Below are 19,843 nucleotides of genomic sequence, written 5' to 3'. Positions count from 1 at the left end.
TTTTTTTATGCCTTTTTTTGAAAAAGGAAGGTGTTCCTTTGCCTTTGATTTCAAAGCAGCCAAATTCCGAGGTTATGGAGTTTGGCTGCTTTTATTTTTGTAAAATGCCTGGGTGTTAAATTTTGAAAGGAGGTATCTGGCAAATGGAAAGGTTAGATGTTGTTAACAATAAGGAGAGGTTTGAAAAGTTAAAAGAAGCAATTCAAGACTACTTAGATGTCAAAGACACAATCAAGACTGGTATAGAGGATGAGGAAAAAATTGAATATCAAAAGAAAAAGATACTTTCTTACTTTGGTGCCAGTGAAAATGACTGGGGAAATTATAAATGGCAACTGAAAAATAGAATTGCCTCAGCCAAAATATTAAAAGATCTTCTAAACCTTGATGAAAAAGAAGCACAGCAAATAGAGCAAGTAGGTAAGATTTATCGCTTTGCAATCTCACCTTATTATTTATCGCTAATTGACCCGGATAATCCAAACTGCCCAATAAAAAAGCAATCAGTCCCAAGCTCATTTGAGCTGATAGAAAAAGGAGAGCTTGACCCAATGGACGAAGAGCACACATCACCTACAAAGATTATTACACAGCGCTATCCAGATAGGCTCATAATAAAGGTTACAAACATATGTGGGATGTTTTGCAGATTTTGTCAGCGAAGAAGGCTCATTGGCGAGACTGACACACACGCATCCTTAGATGATATTACAGATGCAATAGAGTATGTGGCACAAAATCCTCACATTCGAGATGTACTTATCACAGGCGGAGATGCTCTGATGCTTTCTGATGAGATTTTGGAGTGGATTTTAAGGTCACTCAGGCAAATACCTCATGTTGAGATAATCAGAATTGGCACACGAGCACCTGTGACTTTGCCACAAAGAATTACAAAAGAACTTGTTAATATGCTAAAGAAATATCACCCTATTTATATCAACACACATTTTAATCATCCGCGAGAGATAACGAAAGAATCAAAAAGAGCTTGCGAGATGCTGGTAGATAGCGGCATTCCACTTGGTAACCAGATGGTTTTGTTAAATGGGATCAACAATGATAAGTATGTTGTTCGAAAGCTCAATCAAGAGCTTTTAAAAATCCGGGTAAAGCCATACTATATCTTTCATCCAAAAAGGGTAAAGGGAACATCGCACTTTTGGGTGACAATTGAAGAGGGCATGGAGATTATTGAAAGCCTCAGAGGTAGAACCTCCGGCATGGCAGTTCCAACATACATCATAAATGCACCAAAGGGCAAGGGGAAAACCCCAATTTTGCCAAATTATCTTCTTTACTTTGGCAAAGATAAGGTTGTGTTTAGAAACTGGGAAGGTGAGGTTTTTGAGGTGGAGAATGGGCAATAAGACTAATTTAAGTTTTTGTCTTGAGCAACCGCAATTTTGTGGTTGCTCTTTTATATTGTTTTTGTTATTTGCAACGAGATCTTGAGGAATCATTTTAACCTCATACTGTCCCATCTTTCTTCTAAAAATTCCTTTCACACATTTTTACTCCATTTCATATTATACTTATGTAAACACAATAAAAACAGAGATGATGGTTTGATGCTCAAAAACTTTATCAGTATCGAAGGGGTTGCAAATGTATCTGAGTTTCCCACATTTACAACTCTTGACAGATACAACCAGTTTGAGGTAGAGGAACAAGTTACAATACCTGCAGAAAAGCCTGAGATGGAGCAAATTATCTCTGTTATGGTAGAGGCAAGTATAAAAAACTACTATGCAATTGCAACACCAACCGGGCTAAAAGTAATTATCGAAGGTGAACTTAAGCAAAAGATAACATATGTTGCAAATAAGCCAACACAGTCTATTCACTCAGCAATGTTTATAACAGGCTTTTGCAACTTTATAGATATACCACTCAATCTTCCAACTGATCAGAATGTGCCGGAATTGCTGATGCGCCAAGCTTTCCAACTTTACTTCCGACAAATCCTAACACAGAATATATTGTAGAAGAAAAACTCACAATTCCTCAGGAAAAACCTGATGTTGAGCAAATAAACACAGTCTTGATTGAAGCAAAGGTGACAGACTCAAGAGTAATTCCAACACCTGTTGGACTGAAAATTGTTGTTGATGGTGAGCTCAAACAAAAGATCATATACACAGCCAATGTCACAGAGCAGTCTGTTCACTCAGTTTTGTATGTTGAACCATTTTGCACATTCATCGAAGTGCCACTTAAGCTTCCTGCTGGCACAAACACATTACAGCTTCTGCAGACATTGGGTATCACTTTAAATGGTGTTTTGGTTGGAAAAACCAACGTGCTGATTGAAGATGTGACAGTATCACTTCTTGACCCAAGAACAATTGAAAAATGCACAGTCCTTTTCATCTGGGCAACATTAAATAGCGCACTATCAACTGTACTTGGCTAAATTTAGTATCATTAAATAGGAGAAGTTGCCATAAAATCAACATTAGAACAATGTTAAAAAGGTCTATAGGGAAAGATGGAAATACAAAAAGGTTGTGCATACTTAGGGGTAATTGAACCACATGAGTATGACGATGTAAAAAAGACACACGTTTATAAACAAGTGCTGACAAAGGCAGAGTTTGAAATTTCAGAGTCAAAGCCAGAGATAGAAAATTTTTCGTCGGTAGTGATGCAAATTACAAGAAAAAAGTGCAAGCTAATCTGCGGGCCGCTTGGTGACAAAATAGTTGTTACAGGTACAATAAACTTAAATGTGATGTACACAGCTGCAAATCCACAGCAATCTGTTCACAATGTACATTTATGCCATGATGTTGATGCTTTTATAAACATCAAATGCTTGGAAGAGACTCACAAAAGCTTTTGTGGCTGCTGCGATGTTAAGATGTATATTGAGTGGGCTGATCTTGAGGTAGTAGACAAAAGAAGAATCAAAGGATGCTTTTTAGTGTTGATAACTGCCAAGTGCAAGTCTGTAAAGTAAGGAAGTGATGATAGCTTTGAGTGGTCCAGAGTTTGTCAGAAAGCCAAGGGATGAAATTACAAATGAGATTTTAGAATCCATTGCAAAAGAAGAGATGGCTATTGCAAATCTTATGAATGCTGAGTCTGAGAAGATAAAAAGAGTTGTTGCGAGCCATGATCTTCAAAAAGCTGAGGATTTTTCACAGCTACTTAGTCTTCAAAAGCTTGTTGCAGAGATTTTAGAAAAGCTTATTCAAAAGCAAAATATCATAATCAAAAAGCTTGACATGATAAGAGAGTTTAAGGTTACTATAATAAAGAAAGAAAAACCTCATCCTTATCATCCTATGCCGCAATATGACAATGAAGAGTGAAAAGTTTTAGTCTTGGTGGTGTATACCATCAAGATTTTTTGTTATTTGCTTTCTAAACTTCCCATTGCACTTTTTAAAATTCTATCATAATCCATTTCCTTCTTTGAAAACTCATGAACTTTTTTGCCTTCTCTCAAAACCAAAATCCTGTCACACATGCCAATCAGTTCTGAAAATTCAGAGGAGATGAAAATAATTGCACAGCCAATTCGTGCAAGCTCGTTTATGATGTTGTAAAGATTTACTATAAAATATCGTTATTGCCCTGCTTTTTAGTGTATTTAGTTTTCTTTTCAGATAATTCATGGTATAATTATTATAAAACACTTCATGTAGGGGAATTTAATGTGTGATAATTTACCTTACAATATAAATGATCTTGAATACAAATATATATTTTCCAACAAAAGCCTATTTTTGAGACTTTTGGGAAGGATTGGCAAGATAAAGATATTTAATGAACTAACAGAAGAAAACCTTGAACTGGTGGACAAAAATTATGTATTGCCAGATTTTTCTGAACAGGAAAGTGATCTTTTGTACAAGGCAAGATTGCAAGAAGAAGAGGTTTTTTTCTATATTTTGTTTGAACACCAATCTACAGTTGATTATAACATGGCTATGAGGTTGTTATTTTATATAACCGACATTTGGAGAGATTGGCTCAAGCAATTTGATAAAAATCAATTTAAAAATAAAAGTTTTGAATTTCCACCAGTTGTGCCAATAGTTTTATACGATGGTGATAATCCTTGGACAGCGATTGTAAATTTGAAAGAGAGAATAATGAATTTTGAGATGTTTGGAAAGTATATAGTAGATTTTGAATACATACTGATTGATTTAAATAATCCTGAAGAGATGGTGTTCAAATATAAAGATGTTTTAAGTTTAATATTAAAATTGAATAAGGTGAGAACAGGTGAGGAATTAGAAAGATTGTTTTTAGATTTAAATAAATATCTACAAGGTGCAAAAGAAAAGGAGATTAATACCCTAAGGATATGTTTGCCAGCTGCATTGAAGGAATTAGGTGAAGAGAAGATACAAGAAGCAAGAGATATTTTGGAATATATAACAGGAGGTGCAGGTATAATGCCACTTTTTCAAAATTTGAGAAAAATAAGAGAAGAGTGGTATCACGAAGGAATTCAAAAAGGAATTCAGGATGGACTGCAACAAGGACTGCAACAAGGGCTGCAGAAAAAGGAGCTTGAGATAGCAGAAAAGATGATAGTAAAAGGATATTCAGATGAGGAAATTCATGAGATAACAGGGCTTGATATTGAAAAGATAAAGGAGCTGCGCGCAAAGCATAATAATTAAATGATTTTTTTCGCTTTGTCCAAAGAAATTTTCTTTAAAAAACAAAAGGGCTGGGCAGAAAAAACTGTCCAACCCTTTGTTTTTACTCACCAATTTTCCTTCCAAAGATCATATAAGCAGTATGGCCTATCATCCTGTCATCAGGCCTGAGCCTTTCTGGCACGGGTTTGTACTGGCGCATCATAATCTCCACAACTTCAGATACATAAAACTTATGTTCTTCTAAAGCTCTCAGGGTTTCAGCAACCTGATTTGTTGTAGGTACAAGTATTCCTAAGTGCCCTGCAGGCTTTAATGCTTTTCTGATTTCAGGTATAGCTTCTTCTGGTTCTCTTATGTCCAAGAAAAATGCGTCCAAATCTTTTTCTTCTATTCCATCGAGGATTGATTTATTATGCATCACGACATTGTCAAATTTTGAAAAGCCCTTAATGTTCTTTTCTGCCAGTTTATAAAACTCCTCTCTTTGCTCGTAGGTATATACTTTTCCTTCGTTTCCTACAGCCATTGAAAGATATAAAGTGAAAGCTCCAGAGCCGGTACCTGCTTCACCAACTCTTTTTCCAGGGTTTATATCAAGGCGCATGAGTATGTATGCCCCATCTTTCGGGTAGACAATCTGGGTGTGGCGCTTTAGATAATGCATAACATAGTCAAATGTGTCACAAGGAAACACATAATATTCAACATCGTTTGCTACAAAACTGCCGCCTGGTGGTATTTGCGCTAAAGAAGTAGAATCTATATATCCTGTTGGCAAATTTACTCTCTTTGGTACGGTTATGTCAACTACTTTTTTAAAACCATCTGGGCCAATTATAACCCTTTTTGTTTCAAATCCCTGGTGCAATTGTTAGCCCCCTTTTCACAACAGATTTTTTTGCAATTTTTAAAAATTTACTTGAATATTTAATACTACATTTTTATAAAGTAATCAACTATATCCTCAAGCCCTACAAGCCCTATTACTTTTCCATTGTCTAAGACAGGCACAGCTGAGATGTCATTTTCACGCAAAAGCTTTGCAACATGTTTTATATCATCGTTTTTATCAACAGTAATTACCGACTTTGTCATTGCAAGCTCAACAGGATATGTTTCAAAGTGCCCAGGCTGACTTAAGAACCTGTATATATCGGCTTTTACTATAATTCCTTTCAGAAAGTCATTTTCATCTACAACAACCGCAACGCTTTTCTTTCTTTTTTGCATTTGCTCTAAAGCATGCTTTACTGTATCTGCTGGAAAAAGCTTTATGAAATCTTGGTTAATAATGTTTGAGAGCATCTTATCTCCTCCAGAACAAATGTTATTTTTCTTAAAAAATTTCTCCTCTTGCTATTATTATATACCCAAAAGTTTTTACAACCCCAAAAATTTATTTAATGTATTGACTGTTAGTCAATTTTGTTTATAATATAAATCATGACTATTAGTCAAAATCGAAATGGAGATGATGCGGCTGTACCCAAGTTTGGGCTTTTTGTTGCAAAGCACAGAAAACTTGTTTTAGCAATTGCAATTTTGCTTTTGATTCCATCAATCTATGGGTTTGTCACCACAAAGATCAATTATGACATTCTCACATACCTTCCAAAGGATTTAGAGTCAGTAAAAGGGCAAGATATCTTGGATAAGGAATTTAAGCAAGCTGCACTTTCAATGCTCATTGTAAAAGGAGATATGAACATATCAAGTATACAAAAGCTCAAGAGTAAAATCTCACAGGTTGATGGGGTTGAAAAGGTCATATGGATTGACGATTTTTTAGACCCAACAATTCCAAAAGAGATGCTACCGGATATTTTGAAAAACACGTTTTATAGCAAAGACTCAACCCTTCTGCTTATCCAGTTTAAAAACTCAGCATCATCACTTGAAACTCAAAATGCAATATCAAAGATAAGGAAAATTGCTACAGCTCAGTGCTTTTTAAGTGGTATGTCAGCAATTATAAAAGATACAAGGGATTTGTCGGACAGAAAAACTCCTTTGTATGTACTTGTTGCTGTAATATTTATATTCATCCTTCTATTGTTGACGATGGAATCACCTATTGTACCTATCCTGTTTTTGACAAGCATCGGGATGGCTATCATATACAATTTGGGTACAAACAAATTCTTAGGCGAGATATCATACATTACAAAATCACTTGCTGCAGTGTTGCAGCTTGGTGTTACAATGGACTTTTCAATATTTTTGATGCACAGATACGATGAGGAAAGAAAGAGGTTTGACTTAAAAGAAGAGGCAATGGCAGAGGCTATTTCAAAGACTCTTGTTGCAATCTTGTCAAGTGCTGCAACTGCAATTGCAGGGTTCTTGGCACTCTGTGCGATGAGGCTAAGAATTGGTGCAGACATTGGCATAGTTATGGCAAAAGGAGTATTCCTCGGTGTTATTGGAACTGTAACCATTTTGCCTGCCTTGATTCTAACATTTGACAGGGCAATCCACAAATTTAGACTTAAAAATATCCTTCCGACATTCTCTAAAACAGCAGAGTTTGTAACAAAATACCATGTAGTGCTTTTTGTTGTATTTTTGCTTGCATTTATACCAGCTATTTATGGCAGAGTGAACATCAAAGAATATTACAACCTCATAGATTCTTTGCCAAAGACAATGAAATCTGTGCAGGCAACCGACCTTCTTAAAAAAGAGTACAACATGACAACAACTCATATGGTTTTAGTTGACAGGTCAGTGCCGAAGTATCAGATTAAAAACATGTGTGAAGAAATAAAAAGGGTCAAAGGTGTTGAAAAGGTATTGGCATTTGACGATATCTTGGGACCGGCTATTCCAGATGAGTTTATACCATCGTCTGTCAAGGAGAACTTTGAAAAAGGAAATTTCAAGCTCATAATGATAAACTCCATTTACAAATCAGCTACAAATGAAGAAAATGCCCAGATAGAAAGAATACAGCAAATAGTCAAAAAATATTCTAAGCGTTCATATGTTACAGGCGAAGGAGTATTGACCAAAGACCTTGTTGAGATGGCAGACACAGACCTGAAAAGAGTAGATTTTATCTCTATCTTGGCAATATTTATGATAATACTCATAACATTCAAATCAATCTCAATTCCAATAATTTTAGTTTTGGCAATTGAACTTGCGATATTCATCAATTTAGCAATTCCATATTACACAAATGTAACAGTGCCGTTTATTGCATCAATTGTACTTGGAACAATCCAGCTTGGTTCTGCTATTAACTATGCAATCTTGATGACAACAAGGTTTAGAGAAGAAATTCAAAAAGGTCATGATAGATTTGAAGCTATAAAAATAGCTGTAAAAACATCTTCACGCTCTGTTGTAACAAGTGCGCTGGCATTTGCATTTTCTACATTGGCTGTAGCACTCATTGCAAAGATTGATATGATAAGAAGCCTGTGTGAGATGCTCTCACGAGGTGCAGTTATAAGCATGATAGTTATATTGTTTATTCTGCCATCATTATTACTTCTTTTTGAAGGTGCAATTGCTAAAACAACTTTTGGTTGGAGTTCAAAAGAAGCTTCTGTAAAGCCATCAGAAGAATATGAAACGTTATAAAGTGAAGAGAAGAGGAGGGAAAGTGTAGTACAATGATGAGAAATAAAGGCTTTTTAAAACTAATTTCTCTCAGCCTTGCGGTGGTGTTTTTGTTCACAAACATTACTGCTTTTGCTAATACGGCTGTCAAAAAGGAAACAGTATATGTCATTTTGGACGCTGGCGGCAGAGTAAAAAGCCAGATAGTCACAGACTGGATACACTCAGATACCCCAAATGTCACAATAAAAGACAAATCAGAGCTTAAAAATATAGTAAATCTAAAGGGCGATGAAAGTCCTCAAAAAGATGGAGAGTATATCACCTGGAAGTTAAATTTCAATGATTTGTTTTACCAGGGCACTATTTCAAAAGAGCTTCCATTTGAGGTTTCAATCAAATACTATTTAAATGGAAAAGAGATAAAACCCCAAGATTTAGCAGGTAAGTCTGGAAAGGTAAAGATAAAGATAGAGGTTGCAAGCAAAGAACAAAAGATTGTGAAAATAAATGGGAAAAACAGAACAATTTATCTACCTTTGACCTTTGCGGCGGTTGTAAATCTTCCTCTTGATAAATTCAAGAATGTCAAGACAAATGCTGGTGAGGTCATAACAGAAGGAAATACACAGGCTGTAGTTTCGGTACTCTTTCCTGGCCTGTTGGAGAGTCTTGGGCTGGAAAGCGAAAGTGATATTGTAGATGTTCTAAAGTATATAGAAATTACTGCTGATTGTAAAAATTTTGAGCTTTCTCCAATCTATATGGTTGCGACAAATAAGCTGCTTGATATAAAAGATATAAAAGAGATTGATTCGGTTGATAGCTTACAAAAAGCAATTAATACACTTTACACATCCAGTGAAAAAATCCTTGAAGGTGCTGTGAAAATATCTGAGGGTGAAAAAGAGTTTACTTTAAATTTTGAAAAGTTCACAAATGGTTTGAAACTTTTGTCAGACGGGTCAGGTGAGCTTTACAAAGGGGTAAAGAGTCTTGAAGCTGGGGCTGAAAAGCTATACGCTTCTTCAAAGCTGCTAAGAAAAGGTACAAGTGAACTGCTCAAAAACTCACAAAAACTTTACAAAGGTGTTACAGAATTTGGAAATGGGGTTTATGAGTATACCTATGGAAGTTCACAGTTTTCTGACGGTGCAATTAAGATAATAGATGGATACCAGACCTTGTCTAGAAAAAACAAAGAGCTTTTTGATGCAGTAAAGAAGGTATCTTCTGGGCTTGATTTGGTTGCTTCTTCACAAAAAGATTTGGAGGCTGGGGCAAAGAGGCTGCAGGATGCAATTCAAAATGTTCTTGAAGGGACCAAAAAAGAGCTTGAGGTTTTAAACATTGTTTATAATGGATTTGACACAGTTATTTCTGGCTTGCAAAAATTAGAGAACATCCCTGTTGTCAAGGACATAGTTGCAAACCTCATAGCAGGAATTGACAAGCAAAGACAGGCAATAAAGGGGTTGATTGATTCAAAACAGGCAATGATAAATGGTCTTTCGCAGATTCTTGACAATGTAAAAAAGATGTCTCAAGGGCAAGAAAAGTTAAGCACAGCTTTGCTGCAATTAAAAGATGCACAGGCTAAAATTGCAAGCTCGTCTGATTTGATTGTGCAAAATCAAAAAGTCTTAGACCAGTCAGCAGCAAAGCTAAAAGACAGCAAAAAAGCTTTGGATGAAGGAGCAAAAAAACTTTTGGCTTCAAAAGAACAGCTGGTAAGCGGTACAAAAGCGTTTTGTGAAGGCACAGCAAAACTTGACAGTGCAACAGCACAGTTTGTCTCCGGCACAGAAAAGTTAAAAGATGGTGCAAAACAGCTTTCCGGCGGAATGGAAAAGTTTGATGAGAAGGTAAAAATGGTTTATTCAGCTTCAGAGAAGCTTTTGGAAGGCTCGAAAAAACTTGAAGATGGAACACTGGTTCTTAGCAACAGCTACCGAAAGTTCCACAATGAAGGTATAAAAGAGCTCTATTCAAAAACAGATGAGGCATTGGGGAAACTTGATGATATAAAAGACACTTTGAATGAACTGAAAGAATTTTCTCAGAGTTATAAGACATTTTCTGGTATTTCGGATGAGCTTGATGGTGAGGTAAAATTTGTTTTAAAGACAGATGAGATAAAGGCAAAAGAAGAAAAACAGGTTTCAGAAGAGGTAAAAACAGCAAATGTAAAGGCTCATGAAAAGAAAAGCTTTTGAAAATGGCTTTTGGGGCTTTTGCACATTCAGGTAGACTGAGGCAAAAGCCCTCTTTTTTTATTTTGTTTGATAATTAAAGCTTCTATGGTATATAATTCTGTATAACACATATATAACTTAAAAAGAGGTGTTTTGTTATGGTATCTAATCTCAAAATCATATTTATGTGCATTACACTTCTTCTTTCAGTAGGCTTTCCGGTTGTGCTGGCTGTGATTGTTTTAAAGAAGTACTCAGGAGTTTTAAAATCAATTTTAATAGTAGCATTAATATTTTTCATTTCTCAGGTTATTCTGAGAATTCCGATACTTCAGATCTTGTCAAAACAAAGTTACTTTGTACAATTTTCCAAGCATTACATTGTATACTCTCTCTTTTTGGGTCTGACAGCTGGGATTTTTGAAGAGGTTGGAAGATATATTGGTTTTAGAGGGTTTTTAAAAAGATAGGCTAAACTATCAAAACGGTCTTGCTTATGGGGTTGGACATGGTGGGATTGAATCAATCTTGCTTGTTGGAATAGCCTATATAAATAACATTGTGTATTCTTTTTTAATTAACTCTGGCAGTTTAGATATTCTTTTAAAAGGCAAAGTTTCTCCTGAGGTAATTAAGTCTATAAAAAGTGCACTTATTGAAACACCTGCTTCGACATTTCTTCTTGCCGGTTTTGAAAGAGTCTTCACAATGACAATTCAGATTGCTTTTTCGCTTTTGGTTCTGGTAGCTGTTAAAAGAAAGAGGCTGTATTATCTTGCTTTTGCAATATTGCTTCACACAATCATTGATGCCCCTGCTGCATATATGGCATTAGTAAAAGTTAATATATTTGCTATTAAACTTGTAGTTTTGCTATGGACTGTATTGAGTCTAATTTATATCATAAAGTGGAAAGACATTCATAAAATACAAGAAAGCTAAAAGGGCTGAAAGAAAGGTGTGTATAAAAAAGGGGGTGGAGCTAATGGGTGAGTTTGTGTCAAATGTGGCAAGACTTTTGGATGAAGCAAAAACAAAAGAGTTTTTGGCAGGAGTCCAACAAGGGATTCAACAAGGAATTCAACAGGGTATCCAGCAAGAGAGGATAGAGACAGCAAAAAGAATGATTCAGTTAGGAATTTCATACGATATCATATCCAAGGCGACCAACCTAAGTATTGAAGAGATTGAAAAAATAGCGCAGGAGAAGATTAACTAAGGTCCAGAACAACTTAAAAAACTTTATTGTTTGTTGTAAAATTAAATGTAACGATAAACAAAATTATTGAAGCCTTAATCAATTGATAATTTTCAGTTTCTTTTAAAAAATGTTGTATTTAATATTACAATTTAGATAGATTTGGAATCTGAAAAAGCTTATTGTTATCGATGATTTAAAAGAGGTATAATAAAAATAGCATTGACTTTTTGCAATGATTGTAATTTTACAAAAAGGAGAAAAGTATGAGCACTTATAGAAAGTATGATGAAGGATACAAAAAATTGTTTTCTAATAAAGAGAATCTAATTTGGTTTTTACAGGATGTTTTAAATGAAGAAAGATTTAGAAGAATAGAAAAGAATGATATAGAGATTATTGCAACTGAGTCGATAAATAAAAAGTGGCAAAAGAAAAGCTCAGACATAGTATATAAGATAAAGTATAAAGATTCTTTCTTTTGTTTGACCATTGAATTTCAAAGTAGAGAGGACAAGAGAATTTTACACAGATTATATGAATATATGCATCTCATTCAGCTCAAAAACAAAGTAAATGGTGAAATACCAGTAGTTGTGCCAATTGTGCTGTATAATGGTATAAGTCATTGGAAACCTAATGAACAGTATAGCGAAATTAGCCTATTTGCAGAAGATTTTCCTGAGTACGCACAAAATTTCAAGGTGATATTCTTAGATATCAAAAGTATACCCGAGGAGAAGTTAATTAGTGCATCAAACGTATTAGCAATAGCAATGTACATTGACCAAGTATCTAATAATCCTGAAAGGGTGCTTAATAGAATATTGAATTTAAGAGGAAAAATACATCTTAACTGGGAACAGAGAGAAGAATTAGCTGATTGGTTGTATGAGGTTATTTTAAGGTCTTATGGTGTTAGTGAAGAAGAAGCAGAAGAAATGTTTAAAAAATCATGATTGGAGGTGGATGAGATGTTTTCAAGCACAGCAGAAAAGATAAAGCAAGGAATTGAAAGAGAAAAGAAAAAAATTGCTAAAGAGGCAATGAAGCAAGGCATGAAACAAGGTATGAAACGCGCAATGAAATTAATCGCAAAACAGATGCTAAAAGATAATCAACCTATAGAGCTTATTTCAAAGTATACGGGTCTTACACCTGAAGAAATAAAAAAATTGAAGTAAGAACAAACTGTGGTTCTTATAACTTAAAGTTTTTTGTTGAGTTTGATTTTCTTGCAAAGCTTTTTCCAAAGTGGTATACTAAAAAGTGAAAAATTAAATATCTGGTTTTAAGGGGGAGCTGAGCGGGGCAAAGCTCGGCTGAGAGTAGGCACTAAAAAATCCCCGTGCCTTGACCCTTTGAACCTGATCCGGGTAATGCCGGCGAAGGGAAGAAAAGTGCAAAAAATAAAAGCCTTTAATGCTATAAAGTCCGGCATTAAAGGCTTTTTTGTTTATATAAAAGCTCATTCAGACGCGAACAAAAAAAAAGAAGCTGCCGGCAAAAGGCAGCTTTTTGTTTTAAGAGCACTTTTGAGACACTTTTTAGCTTGCAAAAAGCCTGTAGGGTAGGTGAGAACTTTGCTTATAAGAGTAAATGACAAAGAAATGGAGTTTTGTGGGAACATCTTAGATCTTGTGCTGAATTTAAATCTAAATCCTAAGACCTGTGCAGTTTTGGTAAATGGCGAGATTGTAAAGAAAGATGATTGGGAAAATTTTGTTTTAAAAGATGGTGACTATGTTGAGATTGTAAGCTTTGTTGGCGGCGGCTAAAAAAATTAAAAAATCATATCAAAAACAACTGTGTTACAAATCAATCACAAAAATTACAAAGAAAGGTGATGCTGTATGTTTGAAATAGGTGGCAAGAAGTTAAAATCAAGGCTTTTTGTTGGAACAGGCAAACTTCCTGACTATAGCCTAATTGAAAAGATGTACTATGAAGCCGGCATTGAGGTTTTTGCGGTGGCTGTTCGGCGAATTGGTCCTAACACCAAGCATACCAAAAATGTTTTAGAGTACATTCCGAAAGGTGCCACAATTATGGTAAACACATCAGGTGCACAAGACCACAAAGAAGCAGTAAAGATTGCTATGATTGGAAGAGAACTTACAGATTCTGACTGGGTAAAGGTTGAGATTGAAAAGGACACTAAATATCTTTTCCCAGATAGCTTTGAGACGCTAAAAGCTTGTGAAATCCTTGTAAAAGAGGGTTTTAAGGTATTTCCTTACATCTACCCTGATCTTAACCTTGCAAAAGAGCTTGAACAAATTGGAGTTGAAGCAGTCATGCCGCTTGGCTCGCCAATTGGGACAAACAAAGGAATTGGCTGTGAGGTGCTTTTAAAGCCTATCATAAACGAGATAAAAATCCCTGTAATAATTGATGCGGGGATTGGAAGACCATCTCACGCAGCACAGGCAATGGAAATGGGAGCAGATGCTGTTTTAATTAACACTGCAATTGCAACGTCAGCTGATCCTCTTAAGATGGCAATAGCGTTTGCAAAGGCAGTTGAGGCAGGAAGGCTTGCTTTTGAAGTTGGGCTTTTGAAAGAGTATGAGTATGCTCAGGCATCATCACCTTTGGAGGATTTTATAAGCGGCTAAAAATTTTTTAAAAAAGAAGGTGCTGTCAAAATGGTCAGCTTTTTAAAAGAGGCAGAAGAACTTTTTGAAGAGTACAAAGACTATGCTCCTTCTCACAGGGAAATTTGCGAGATTATAGAGAATAAGGAGTTTTTGACAAAAGAGGATTTAGCAAAGCTTTTGAACGTCAGCAGCAAAGAAGATATAATGCTTATGGCAAAGAAAGCTCAAAAGCTTACACGCGAGAATTTTGGCAAAGTTATTCTTCTGTATGCTCCGCTTTACATTGCAAATTACTGCCAAAACGGCTGTGTTTATTGTGGATTTTCATCCAGGAAAAACTACAAAAGAGAAAAGCTGAGCTTTGAAGAGATTGAAAATGAACTTAGAAAGATGAAAGAAGAGGGGATTGACTCTGTTATAATCCTTACAGGCGAGGATAGGATCAACTCTTCATTTGAATACATTGAAAAAGCTTGCAGTATTGCAACAAACTATATGTCTGAGGTTTCAATTGAGGTGTATCCCCTTTTTGAGGAGGAATATAGGAAACTATCGAACATTGGAGTTGTTGGAATCACTGTATACCAAGAGACATACCAGAGAGAAGACTATGATAAGCTTCATCCATTTGGACCAAAAAAAGACTTTGAATTCAGGCTAAATGCACCTGAAAGAGCATTAAAAGCTGGATTTCATGAGGCGTGTATAGGCCCACTTTTGGGACTTTCTGAGCCCAAAAAAGATGTTTTGTGTGCAATACTTCATGCAGAGTACCTGCTTGACAAGTTTCCAAAAGCTGAAATTTCAATCTCCTTCCCAAGGTTCAGAAGCGCTGGCACAGAGTTTATACCACCATACACTGTATCAGACAAGGAATTTATCAAATTTTTGATCATTGCAAGGCTATACCTTCCAAGAGTTGGAATTGTGGTGTCAACAAGAGAAAGGCCTTCTCTTCGTGATGCTTTGATTGATGTTTGCATAACCAAGATGTCAGCAGGTTCTAAAACAACAGTTGGTGGGTATGCAGAAGAAAAAGACGAAGATGCTGAGGCTCAGTTTGAGGTAGAAGATAGAAGAAGTGTATCTGAGGTTGTAGATGTTATAATTAAAAAAGGACTTCGACCCGAGTTTACAAACTGGGTAAAGGGTGTGAAAAGTGTATGAGCTTATTTGAGATGATGCTTAAAAACTACTTTGATGAAAAGATGCTTGAAAAACTCTCAAAAGTGAAGATTCTTATCATTGGCTGTGGTGGGCTTGGTTCTAACATTGCAGTTATGCTTGTAAGAAGTGGCGTTAAAAACCTTACAATCGTTGATTTTGACAAGGTAGATGTTTCAAATCTCAACAGGCAAAACTATTTCTTCTACCAGACAGGGCAGGAAAAAGTGGCAGCCCTCAAAGACATTCTTGAGAAGATAAATCCGTATATAACTGTGAAGGCTCTGAATATGAAAATTGATGAGTCAAATATAGATGATTTGATTTTACAGCATGACATAATTGTTGAGGCAGTTGACAATGAGCAGACAAAAATGCTCATCTTCAAAAAAGCACATGATCATGGCAAGAAAGTTGTTTTAGCCTCAGGCGTTGCAGGGTTTGGCGATTGTGAGAATATCAAAATAAAGCGTGGCAAGAACTTTTCAGTTGTGGGCGATTTTGTGACATCAATCAAAGAAAAAAAGCCTCTTGCACCAAAGGTAATGGCAGTTGCCGCAATGCAGGCAGATGAAGTATTGAGGATGGTGAGTGAGCTTGAGTAAAGAAGAGAAGCTGCAGCTTTTTAAAAACTACAACATCTATGGCTTGACAGCTGAGAAATTTTCAAATGGAAGGTCGAATATAGAAGTTGTAAAGGCAATGCTTGAGAGTGGAATAAAAATAATCCAGTACAGGGAAAAGTACAAAAGTCTAAAAGAAAAATATGAAGAGTGTCTGCAAATCAGAAAACTTACCAGGCAATATGGTGCGCTTTTGATAGTAAACGACCATGTGGACCTGTGCCAGATGGTGGGGGCGGACGGTGTTCACTTGGGGCAGGAAGACTATCCAGCGAAAGAGGTAAGAAAAATCTTAGGAGAAGACTTTATAATCGGTGTTACAACCCATACAAAAGATCAAGTTGAAAAAGCAGTTGAAGATGGAGCTGACTATATTGGTTTGGGTCCTGTGTTTCAGAGCTTTACAAAAGACAAGCCACATCCGCCGATTGGCCTTGAGATGGTCAGCTGGGCAGCAAAAAACTGCAAGATACCTTTTGTTGCAATAGGTGGAATAAAAGAGCACAATCTAAAAGATGTGCTTGAGGCGGGTGCAAAGTGCGTCAGCCTTGTGACAGAGATTGTAGGTAGCGATGACATTTCACAAAAAATAAAAAAGCTTTGGGATATTATAAAAGAGTTTGAAAGGAGCTGATTTTGTGATGAAAACCCAGATGACATATGCAAAAGAAGGAATATTTACACGCGAGATGGAACTTGCAATCCAGAATGAAGAGATAGATAAAGAAGAATTCTTGCAAAAGGTTGCAGAGGGCAAAATTGTCATTCCTGCAAACAAGAACAGGAAAAGAGACAAATATTTTGCAATTGGAGATGGAACATATGTAAAAATCAATGTAAATATTGGCGTGTCTGAAGCATGTCCGAATTTTGATATAGAGGTTCAAAAGCTTGATATTGCAAAAAAATTTGATGTTGAATCTGTGATGGATTTGTCAAGCGGGCTTGACGCTTCAAACTTCAGAAAATACATTCTTCAAAACTATGACTTTATAGTAGGAACAGTTCCAGTTTACCAGGTTGCATCAAGGCATGATGACATTACAAAGGTTGACAGCAAAGAGTTTATAGAAGAGATTGAAAGGCAGGCAGAAGAAGGAGTTGACTTTTTCACAATACATGCAGGAATTACAAGAAGGACTTTGGAGAGGTTTGAAAAAAATGATCGTCTGCTCAAGATTGTCTCAAGAGGCGGAGCACTTCTTTATAAATGGATGATGGCAAACGGAAAAGAGAATCCTTTGTATGAGCATTTTGATGAGATTTTGAAGATATGCAAAAAACATGATGTTACAATCAGCCTTGGCGATAGTCTAAGACCAGGTGCGGTGGCTGATGCAACAGATGCGCTGCAGATAGAAGAACTTATAAACCTTGGAGAGCTTGCAAAAATGGCCTGGAAAGAAGATGTGCAGGTGATGATAGAAGGGCCAGGGCACATGAGAGCAAACGAGATTGCAGCAAATATGGTAATTCAAAAAAGGCTTTGCCACGGTGCACCGTTTTATGTCTTAGGTCCTCTTACAACAGACATTGCAGCAGGGTACGACCATATCTCAGGTGCGATGGGTGCGCTCATTGCAGCTTTAAATGGAGCAGATTTTCTGTGCTATGTAACACCTGCTGAACACCTGCGACTTCCATCGGCAGATGATGTCAAAGAAGGAATTATTGCGTTCAAGATTGCAGCGCACAGTGCTAATATTGCAAAAGGCTTTAAAAAGCCACTTGAAAAAGACATTGAGATGTCAATTGCAAGACGTGACCTTGACTGGGAGAAGATGATAAGCCTTTCGATTGACCCGCAAAAGGCAAAAGAGTACAGAAGCACATACCCTTCCGATACATGCTCTATGTGTGGAAGGCTGTGTGCTGTAAAAAATTCAAGGGATGAGGCAGTGTTATAGACATCATAAAAAGATAGTTTGATGGATTCAATACATTTTAACAGGAGATGAAAAAAGTGAGAAAAGTTCTTATAATTGCTGGATTTGATCCTTCTTGTGGAGCTGGCATTGTACTTGACACAAAGGTTGTAAGAGCGCTTGGCGAGTTTGCAGCCTCTGTAATAACCTGCTTGACAGTTCAAACTACAGAAAGGGTCTATGATGCAAAAACCATAGACCCTGATTTTTTTGAGTATCAGCTTCAAAGGATTATTGAGGATATAGAGCCAGATAGCGTCAAGATTGGACTTCTGGGAAGTGAAGAAATAGCAAAGGTTGTGCTGAGGAATATAAGAAGGTATAATCTCAAAAACATTGTGTGTGACCCAGTTTTGAAATCAACAAGCGGTTTTGAGTTTGGGGAAGATAGGTTTGTCGAGTTTTTGAAAAGTGAATTTTTAAAAGTTTGTAGCGTTATCACACCAAACAAAACCGAGGCAGAAGTCATTTTTGATATGAAAATTGAAAATTTTGGAGAAGATATTTTAAATTCTATTCAACAAAAAATGAATAAGATGGGTATAAAGTCATGCGTTTTAAAAGGTGGGCATGTTGATGGATATCTTGCAGAGGATGTTTTGATAACACAAACTGAAATTTATAGAGTTTCTGCTAAAAAGAAGGGCTCAACAGACAACATTCACGGCACTGGCTGTGCCTTTTCATCTGCGTTTGCTACTTTCCTTGCAAAGGGATATAATATGTATGATACGTTAAAACAAACAAAGGATTTTGTTTCAAACTTGATACACAATTCAATAAAGATAGGAAAGGGAAGACTTGTTTTAAATCCTTAAGAATACACAGAAAAATTAGCTGAAGATATTAATGGGAAGGGGCAGGGCAAGGTGGCAATAAAGTTTGAGCTGATAAAGAAGAGCAAAAAATCCAATGCAAGACGAGGAAGGCTCTACACACCACATGGAGTTATTGAAACACCGGTTTTTATGCCAGTCGGAACTCAAGCAACAGTCAAGGCAATTATGCACAGGGACCTGTATGAGATGGGAACTCAGATAATTCTGGCAAACACGTACCATTTGTATCTTCGACCTGGAATAGATGTCATAAAAGAAGCAGGCGGGCTTCACAAGTTCATGAACTGGCAAAAACCAATTTTAACCGACAGTGGCGGGTTTCAGGTGTTTTCACTCAGCAAGCTAAGAACAATTACAGACGATGGCGTTGAGTTCAGGTCACACATAGATGGTTCTCGGCACTTTTTCACACCTGAAAAGGTAATTGAGATTCAGAACATCCTTGGTTCAGATATAATAATGGCATTTGATGAGTGTGTACCATACCCTTGTGACCATGAGTATGCAAAGTGGGCTTTAGAGAGAACAGCAAGATGGCTCAAAAGATGCAAAGCTCATCATAAAAACACAGAAAATCAGGCTCTGTTTGGGATAGTGCAAGGCTCAACTTACAAGGACTTGAGGATAGAGAGTGCAAAGCGCACAGTTGAAGAAGACCTTCCAGGCTATGCGATAGGCGGGCTTTCTGTGGGCGAGCCAAAAGAGCTCATGTATGAGATGATAGAGGTACTTCACCCGCTTTTGCCAGAGGACAGGCCACGATACCTCATGGGTGTTGGAACACCAGACTGCTTGTATGAATCTGTCATTCGCGGTGTTGACATGTTCGACTGTGTATTTGCAACGCGAACTGCTCGAAATGGAACAGTTTTCACAAAAGAGGGCAGGATGATTATAAAAAATGCTCAGTATGCAAAGGACTTCAGACCCATTGAAGAGGACTGTGACTGCTACACATGCCAGAACTTTACCCGCGCTTACTTGAGGCACTTGATTAAAGCTGAAGAAATCCTCGGTGCAATTTTGCTTTCTATCCACAATGTAAGATTTTTGCTGAGGTTCATGGAAAAGCTGAGAAAGGATATTGAAGAGGATAGGATATAAAGC

23 protein-coding genes and 1 riboswitch are annotated in these 19,843 nt (G+C 36.6%); of the genes, 21 read left to right on the top strand and 2 right to left on the bottom strand.

Features of this window, described 5'->3' with window-relative positions:
* The first annotated feature begins 143 nt into the window (after positions 1 to 143).
* The 6 genes from eam to OTJ99_RS11285 all read left to right on the top strand — a co-directional run bounded on the left by eam (position 144) and on the right by OTJ99_RS11285 (position 4,643).
* Entirely contained in the window at positions 144 to 1,370 is a 1,227-nt protein-coding gene (eam, locus tag OTJ99_RS11310) for a glutamate 2,3-aminomutase (RefSeq protein WP_045166169.1), read from the top strand.
* 201 nt (positions 1,371 to 1,571) lie between these two features.
* Complete coding sequence (locus OTJ99_RS11305; RefSeq protein WP_052671527.1) at positions 1,572 to 1,988, top strand: DUF3794 domain-containing protein; 417 nt, start codon at positions 1,572 to 1,574, stop codon at positions 1,986 to 1,988.
* Entirely contained in the window at positions 1,925 to 2,416 is a 492-nt protein-coding gene (locus tag OTJ99_RS11300) for a DUF3794 domain-containing protein (protein ID WP_045166170.1), read from the top strand. Before OTJ99_RS11305 ends, OTJ99_RS11300 begins: the two co-directional genes overlap by 64 nt.
* Before the next feature lie 75 nt (positions 2,417 to 2,491).
* On the top strand, positions 2,492 to 2,962 hold the full coding sequence (locus tag OTJ99_RS11295; RefSeq protein WP_045166171.1) for an SPOCS domain-containing protein: 471 nt from the start codon (positions 2,492 to 2,494) through the stop codon (positions 2,960 to 2,962).
* A gap of 7 nt (positions 2,963 to 2,969) precedes the next feature.
* On the top strand, positions 2,970 to 3,317 hold the full coding sequence (locus OTJ99_RS11290; protein WP_045166172.1) for a hypothetical protein: 348 nt from the start codon (positions 2,970 to 2,972) through the stop codon (positions 3,315 to 3,317).
* A 345-nt stretch (positions 3,318 to 3,662) separates the two neighbouring features.
* Positions 3,663 to 4,643, top strand: coding sequence for an Rpn family recombination-promoting nuclease/putative transposase (locus OTJ99_RS11285; RefSeq protein ID WP_045166173.1), 981 nt, complete (start codon positions 3,663 to 3,665; stop codon positions 4,641 to 4,643).
* Between the two features lie 82 nt (positions 4,644 to 4,725).
* On the opposite strand, the gene OTJ99_RS11280 is transcribed toward OTJ99_RS11285, so the two are convergent.
* Both OTJ99_RS11280 and OTJ99_RS11275 read right to left on the bottom strand, forming a co-directional pair.
* On the bottom strand, positions 4,726 to 5,493 hold the full coding sequence (locus tag OTJ99_RS11280) for a tRNA (adenine-N1)-methyltransferase (RefSeq protein WP_045166174.1): 768 nt from the start codon (positions 5,491 to 5,493) through the stop codon (positions 4,726 to 4,728).
* A gap of 65 nt (positions 5,494 to 5,558) precedes the next feature.
* A complete protein-coding gene (locus tag OTJ99_RS11275) occupies positions 5,559 to 5,930 on the bottom strand; it encodes a CBS domain-containing protein (protein WP_045166175.1) in 372 nt (123 codons plus the stop codon).
* Positions 5,931 to 6,068: 138 nt separating this feature from the next.
* Between OTJ99_RS11275 and OTJ99_RS11270 the strand changes: the two genes are divergently transcribed.
* From OTJ99_RS11270 to tgt, 15 genes are all read left to right on the top strand, one after another.
* Positions 6,069 to 8,213, top strand: a complete 2,145-nt coding sequence (locus tag OTJ99_RS11270) for an efflux RND transporter permease subunit (protein ID WP_045166176.1) — start codon at positions 6,069 to 6,071, stop codon at positions 8,211 to 8,213.
* Positions 8,214 to 8,245: 32 nt separating this feature from the next.
* Positions 8,246 to 10,408, top strand: a complete 2,163-nt coding sequence (locus tag OTJ99_RS11265) for a YhgE/Pip domain-containing protein (protein ID WP_045166177.1) — start codon at positions 8,246 to 8,248, stop codon at positions 10,406 to 10,408.
* A gap of 137 nt (positions 10,409 to 10,545) precedes the next feature.
* Positions 10,546 to 10,857, top strand: a complete 312-nt coding sequence (locus OTJ99_RS11260) for a YhfC family glutamic-type intramembrane protease (RefSeq protein WP_268748524.1) — start codon at positions 10,546 to 10,548, stop codon at positions 10,855 to 10,857.
* 58 nt (positions 10,858 to 10,915) lie between these two features.
* Positions 10,916 to 11,329, top strand: a complete 414-nt coding sequence (locus OTJ99_RS11255) for a YhfC family glutamic-type intramembrane protease (RefSeq protein ID WP_268748525.1) — start codon at positions 10,916 to 10,918, stop codon at positions 11,327 to 11,329.
* 43 nt (positions 11,330 to 11,372) lie between these two features.
* Positions 11,373 to 11,606, top strand: a complete 234-nt coding sequence (locus OTJ99_RS11250) for a hypothetical protein (protein ID WP_045166178.1) — start codon at positions 11,373 to 11,375, stop codon at positions 11,604 to 11,606.
* A gap of 245 nt (positions 11,607 to 11,851) precedes the next feature.
* Positions 11,852 to 12,544, top strand: coding sequence for an Rpn family recombination-promoting nuclease/putative transposase (locus OTJ99_RS11245; protein WP_235374934.1), 693 nt, complete (start codon positions 11,852 to 11,854; stop codon positions 12,542 to 12,544).
* Positions 12,545 to 12,559: 15 nt separating this feature from the next.
* On the top strand, positions 12,560 to 12,769 hold the full coding sequence (locus tag OTJ99_RS11240) for an RpnC/YadD family protein (protein WP_235374935.1): 210 nt from the start codon (positions 12,560 to 12,562) through the stop codon (positions 12,767 to 12,769).
* 101 nt (positions 12,770 to 12,870) lie between these two features.
* Positions 12,871 to 12,996: riboswitch (TPP riboswitch) on the top strand.
* Positions 12,997 to 13,168: 172 nt separating this feature from the next.
* Positions 13,169 to 13,363, top strand: coding sequence for a sulfur carrier protein ThiS (gene thiS, locus OTJ99_RS11235; RefSeq protein WP_083943575.1), 195 nt, complete (start codon positions 13,169 to 13,171; stop codon positions 13,361 to 13,363).
* 75 nt (positions 13,364 to 13,438) lie between these two features.
* Complete coding sequence (locus tag OTJ99_RS11230) at positions 13,439 to 14,203, top strand: thiazole synthase (RefSeq protein ID WP_045166179.1); 765 nt, start codon at positions 13,439 to 13,441, stop codon at positions 14,201 to 14,203.
* Positions 14,204 to 14,233: 30 nt separating this feature from the next.
* On the top strand, positions 14,234 to 15,352 hold the full coding sequence (thiH, locus tag OTJ99_RS11225) for a 2-iminoacetate synthase ThiH (RefSeq protein WP_045166180.1): 1,119 nt from the start codon (positions 14,234 to 14,236) through the stop codon (positions 15,350 to 15,352).
* Positions 15,349 to 15,954, top strand: a complete 606-nt coding sequence (gene thiF / locus OTJ99_RS11220; protein ID WP_045166181.1) for a sulfur carrier protein ThiS adenylyltransferase ThiF — start codon at positions 15,349 to 15,351, stop codon at positions 15,952 to 15,954. The genes thiH and thiF overlap by 4 nt, the downstream gene beginning before the upstream one ends.
* Positions 15,941 to 16,606 carry a thiamine phosphate synthase gene (gene thiE, locus OTJ99_RS11215; protein WP_045166182.1) on the top strand — a complete coding sequence of 222 codons (666 nt, stop codon included), beginning with the start codon at positions 15,941 to 15,943 and terminating at the stop codon, positions 16,604 to 16,606. The genes thiF and thiE overlap by 14 nt, the downstream gene beginning before the upstream one ends.
* Positions 16,607 to 16,613: 7 nt before the next feature.
* Complete coding sequence (gene thiC / locus OTJ99_RS11210) at positions 16,614 to 17,879, top strand: phosphomethylpyrimidine synthase ThiC (protein WP_045166183.1); 1,266 nt, start codon at positions 16,614 to 16,616, stop codon at positions 17,877 to 17,879.
* Positions 17,880 to 17,935: 56 nt separating this feature from the next.
* Positions 17,936 to 18,715, top strand: coding sequence for a bifunctional hydroxymethylpyrimidine kinase/phosphomethylpyrimidine kinase (thiD, locus tag OTJ99_RS11205; protein ID WP_045166184.1), 780 nt, complete (start codon positions 17,936 to 17,938; stop codon positions 18,713 to 18,715).
* A gap of 51 nt (positions 18,716 to 18,766) precedes the next feature.
* Complete coding sequence (gene tgt, locus OTJ99_RS11200; RefSeq protein ID WP_039764827.1) at positions 18,767 to 19,840, top strand: tRNA guanosine(34) transglycosylase Tgt; 1,074 nt, start codon at positions 18,767 to 18,769, stop codon at positions 19,838 to 19,840.
* The last annotated feature ends 3 nt before the right edge of the window (positions 19,841 to 19,843 follow it).

The sequence above is a fragment of the Caldicellulosiruptor naganoensis genome (genome assembly GCF_026914285.1).
Taxonomy (GTDB): domain Bacteria; phylum Bacillota; class Thermoanaerobacteria; order Caldicellulosiruptorales; family Caldicellulosiruptoraceae; genus Caldicellulosiruptor; species Caldicellulosiruptor naganoensis.
The sequence above is the reverse complement of the archived record's forward strand: the minus strand, read 5'-3'. Positions and strand labels throughout refer to the sequence as shown.